The organism is Gorillibacterium massiliense (assembly GCF_000455485.1).
Taxonomy (GTDB): Bacteria; Bacillota; Bacilli; order Paenibacillales; family NBRC-103111; genus Gorillibacterium; species Gorillibacterium massiliense.
In genome coordinates this window covers 1-2,904 of sequence record NZ_CBQR020000015.1, presented here as the reverse complement: position 1 = coordinate 2,904, position 2,904 = coordinate 1, and the positions used below count along the sequence as shown (strand labels likewise).

At 53.0% G+C, this 2,904-nt stretch carries 3 protein-coding genes; all 3 read right to left on the bottom strand.

What is annotated here, in order from left to right; genetic code table 11:
- Window positions 1–115: 115 nt before the first annotated feature.
- Window positions 116–787, bottom strand: coding sequence for a ribulose-phosphate 3-epimerase (gene rpe / locus TJ79_RS01905; RefSeq protein ID WP_040948600.1), 672 nt, complete (start codon window positions 785–787; stop codon window positions 116–118).
- A 3-nt stretch (window positions 788–790) separates the two neighbouring features.
- Window positions 791–1,684, bottom strand: a complete 894-nt coding sequence (gene rsgA, locus TJ79_RS01900; RefSeq protein WP_040948599.1) for a ribosome small subunit-dependent GTPase A — start codon at window positions 1,682–1,684, stop codon at window positions 791–793.
- 2 nt (window positions 1,685–1,686) lie between these two features.
- The coding region (locus TJ79_RS01895; RefSeq protein WP_040948598.1) for a PASTA domain-containing protein at window positions 1,687–2,904 on the bottom strand (1,218 nt) is incomplete at its 5' end.

Sequence of the window (2,904 nt, the reverse complement as noted above, 5' to 3'; positions counted from 1 at the left end):
AGCATATTCCGCCCTTCCCGAGAGAGACAAAAGAAAATCAAAACGGGTTCAGGCAGCATCCTGCTCCTGAACCCATTTTATGCCGCTATGCGGCTGATTATTCGGAAGAAATCACTTATCTTGCTCCTTCGCCATTCCCTCGGATCAAACGAATAGCTTGAGCCCTGTCAGGAGTCCCGAACACAGCGTTGCCTGCCACGAGAACATCAGCACCTGCAGCTACAACCTCAGCCGCTGTTTCCCCATTGATCCCGCCGTCTACTTCGATTCGGACGTGGCCAAGGCCCGCGGTATTCAGTTTCTCGCGAAGCTGGCGGATTTTCGGCACGACGGCCGGGATGAAGCTCTGACCGCCAAAACCGGGGTTGACCGTCATCAAGAGTACCAACTCCACCTGATCCAGCACATGCTCGATCATGACAATCGGCGTCGCCGGATTCAGAACGACTCCCGGCTTGACGCCGTGCTCGCGGATTAGGCTCAAGGTGCGGTGCAGATGGGGGCAAGCCTCGGCATGAACCGTCATATAATCGGCACCCGCTTTGGCGAATTCACCGATAAAAGCGTCCGGGTTATCCATCATCAGATGGACATCGAAAGGCAGCTTCGTACAGGAACGAATCGCTTTTACGATGGGCGGCCCAAAGGTCAGGTTCGGCACAAAGTGTCCGTCCATAATATCCACGTGGATCCAATCGGCGCCTCCCCGCTCGGCGTCCTCAATCTCACTGCCCAAACGGGAAAAATCAGCGGAAAGAATGGAAGGCGCGATCAATAACTTATTCATCGGTCAATACCTCCGTTTTCTCTCTCTGATTTCACTCAAAAACTGCAAATAGTTGTCGTACCGGCTCCTGGCAACCTTCCCGTCCTCCACCGCTTCTTGGACGGCGCAATTCGGTTCATGCAAATGCAGGCAGCCGCGGAACCGACAGTGTTCCGAAAGCTCGCGGATTTCCCGGAAGCAGTTTCCCAAATCCTCCGCTTCCAGCTCCATAAAATCAAGCTGGCTGAAGCCCGGAGTATCCGCCACCCTTCCTCCTTCGTCGAGAGGAATCAATTCCACGTGGCGGGTCGTATGCTTGCCTCGGCCCAGCTTATTGCTGATTTCGTTGGTCTCGAGCGTCAGCCCCGGCACAATAGCATTGAGGAGTGACGATTTCCCTACACCGGATTGGCCAGAAAAAACACTCGTGGTACCGATTAGACGAGATCGAACCTCCTCCACGCCGATACCGGCGCGAACGCTGGTCAAATAGATATCGTAGCCCATCTCCCGGTAGGGTTTGAGCTCATTTTCCCCAGGATCCTCGCCATCCTCCAGAAGATCGGCCTTCGTTAAAACGATAATGGTTTCAAGACCGGCTGATTCAATATGGACGAGGAATTTATCCAAAAGCTGCAGGTTCAGCACTGGACGAGTCACGGAAAAGACCAGTACGGCCAGTTCCACATTAGCCACCGGAGGCCGGATCAGTTCCGACCTCCTGGGCAAAATTTCATCCACCATGCCTTCACCGTTTTCCGTCAAACTGAACATGACCCGGTCTCCGACAAGGGGAGTGATTTTATTTTTCTTAAAAATGCCTCTCGCTCTGCATTGAATCGTACCGGCAGTCTCTTTTTCATCCGGCTGCACATAGTAATAGCCGCTTAACGCTTTGACGATCGAACCTTTCGGCATCGTCAGTTTCCTCCTTGGTCGGAATGCGACGGGCTTTCGCTAGGCGAAGCGTCCGAGCCGGGAGAAGGTGAACCGGAAGCGGAGTTAGCAGGCGTCGGTGTCGGTTCCGGTTTGCTTTGATAATTCAGATAATCCTGATACGTGAAGGTTCGGCTGTCGAAAAGTGTGTTATCGCGGAAAATATTCACTTCTGCCGACTTATCCTTGGTAACCGTCACAGAGACATTGAAAATTTCGGATTTGGAGATTTCCAAGGTTTTGACGACCTGGTCAGCCCCTTTTGCATCGCTGACTTCAATCCGGACGATGGACTTCTGCCCATCCTTGGCAGGAGGTACGGAGAAACTGAGATTCGCCGTTCCCGCATCCTTGGGATATCCGGTCGATACATAAATCGTGATGTCTTTGGCAGTGGGATCAACATCATCCCCGGTTTTATAAGGATATTGATCGTATACCTCTCCCGCCGGGTGTTCGAAATTGGGTTTGGCGACGATGTTTTCCTTGAAAAGCTGCAATCCAAGAGCCTTCAGCATCGATGTTGCCACCTCTTGGGTCTTGCCGACCAAATTGGGCATCTTCACCAAGGATTTGCCTTGGCTGACCTCGAAATGAATGACGACATCCTTGGCTTTGAAGGAGTCACTGGGCTTCGGATCCTGGGTAAGGATCTCATGTTCCGGTTTATCGGAATCGATCGTATCGATATTGATCTGATCGTTGGTAACTCCGACAGCATTCAATGAAGCGATGGCTTCCTCAAGGGTTTTCCCGCGGAAATCTTCCATTTTGGTTTCTTCCGACCCGAGGCTAACGTCAAGGGTCACTGTGGCCCCTTCCTTCAGCTTCATGTCTTTGCTGGACTGCTTGATGACGTAGTCCTTCTCGACGTCTTCGCTTGGTTTATCTGCCCTTTCCACCAGGAAGCCTGCCGCCTTCAACTCGCTTTCGGCGGCACTATACAGCTTGCCCTCCACCGTCGGTACGGCGATATCCTTGGTACCGGACATCTTTTTCACTTGATTGGCCGCGAACAGAAGACCGCCGACGATGACCAGAAAAACCACCAGCCAGATAACGGGTTTGACCCAGCGCTTGCGGCGCGGCTCATCTTCCTCATCCTCTTCCACCGGTTCAGGCGCTCCCTTACGGGGGGGTGGATAAGCTCCGGAACGAATCGCCGGCATCACCCGGGTCCGTTCCTCGTCGTCATGATAGTC